The sequence below is a fragment of the Frankia sp. R82 genome (assembly GCF_023716925.1).
In the GTDB taxonomy this organism is placed as follows: domain Bacteria; phylum Actinomycetota; class Actinomycetes; order Frankiales; family Frankiaceae; genus Frankia.
The window spans coordinates 1-1,628 of sequence record NZ_JAMQQG010000149.1; the positions used below are offsets into that span (position 1 = coordinate 1).

Annotated in this window: 1 protein-coding gene and 1 pseudogene; one reads left to right on the plus strand and one right to left on the minus strand. The window is 74.3% G+C overall.

Translation table 11 applies throughout. From position 1 onward, the window contains the following. A partial coding sequence (locus ND747_RS16265; protein WP_251734456.1) for a hypothetical protein occupies positions 1-1,128 on the plus strand: 1,128 nt, incomplete at its 5' end. Positions 1,129-1,297: 169 nt separating this feature from the next. Here ND747_RS16265 and ND747_RS16270 read toward each other — a convergent pair. Beyond that, positions 1,298-1,628 (minus strand): annotated as a pseudogene (locus ND747_RS16270) (hypothetical protein); the annotation flags it as partial.

Here is a 1,628-nt window from a genome sequence, read left to right on the forward strand (position 1 = left end):
CCCGTCGGCCGGATGGCCGAGCGGGCCGTGGGCGCCGGTCCGGTGGCGGTGGGGACGGCGACCGGCGCGGTGGCCGGGATGCTCGGGCTGCGCCCGCAGAAGGTGCTGCTCGGGCCGGTGTTCGGTGCGGCGCTCGGGACGGCGGCGGCCCGCCTGCCGGGGCGACGGCGCGTACCGGCCGCGGCGCTGGCCGCGGCGACGATGGCGAGCTGGCGCACCCTGTCGGCGCTCGTCTTCTCCGATGCCCAGGTCAGCCTGCTCGCCGAGCGGGTGGACCCGGCGGACCTGCCGTTCGTCGTGCCCCGCCAGGCCGTCTCGCGTCGGGTCGGCACCGGGTACATCCGGGCCCTGGCCGACGAACTCGGTGGACGCTACGAGGCCGCCGCGGCCGATATCGGCATCGTCGCCGATCTCGGGGAGCTCGCCGGGCCGGACTTCGACCCGGCCGGCGTCGATCCGCTGGTCCGCGAGTTCTACGAGCACACCACCCGCTTCGCCCTCGATATCGAGCCGCGCTGGCGACTCTGGGTGCGCCCCGGCTACCTGCTCTACCGCACGCTGCTGGCCCGCCCGCTCGGGCAGGCGAACGTCCCGATGAACCAGCGCGAGACCCAGCGCGGCATCCACAGCCGCATCGACACCATCACCCTGCCCGTCACCGACGTTCCCGCCTCGGACGGTGCTGCCGCAGGCCGTGCCGTCCCGGAGGCGGTGGCCGTACGCGGCTGGATCCGGTCGTTCGCCGACACCGACGAACCCATTTATGTCGGCATCTACACGACCTACCGGTTCGGTGACCGCGGCTATGTCAGTGTCGGTTTCCCGCTGCCGCAGGCCAGCTTCACCGCGACCCTGGTGCCACACGCCCGCCCCGGTGGTGGTCTGGTCCTGACCAGCCGCAGCGATCTGGACCATCCCGGCCATTACCTGGCCACCCGGGACCCGTCCGACGGGCGGCTGACGGCCCTGGCCGTCCATGGATTCGCCGAGGCGCTGGAGGTCCACTCCGTGGACGGCGAGCTACGCGCCGAGCATGCCTTCTCGGTTTTCGGTATTCCGTTTCTCGTCCTGCACTACCGCATCACCCGCAAGTCCCCCGGGAATCCCACGGGATCGGGCCAGGCGTAGGCCGCCTTTCGGCGGAGCCGGGCGTCCTCCCCCCTCGCCGGTTTCGACGAAGGGGGAGGACGTTTTCGGCCCTGGACGAGCCGCCGGACGTCGGGGCAGGGCGTCCGGAGTTCATGACCGCACCGGTGGTCGTCGCACGCAGCGGTGCTCCGGCCGGGCGGTGGCGGGATCAGCCGGCGTCGTTGCCGGTGACCGGGGTCGAGGACGGGTGCCGCCGCGGGACGAGCGTCGGACGCAGGCAGCGGGGCTGGCGCGGGCGGATCGACCGCGGAGCGAAGTTTCCGCGGGCGGCCGGGTCCGACGGGCCGGGCTGCGACGGGACATCCGGCCGCGGCGGAATACCCGAGGACGGTTTGCGCGGCTGGCCGGGCAGCGACGATCCCGGCCGACGCAGCGGGTGCGGCGGCAGCCGCGGCGAGTGCTGGCCGGTCGCGGGTCGGCCCTCGGTGGGCTGGCCGGCCTCGGGCGGCGTGGGCAGGGGCGGCATCGTGGGGTACGAC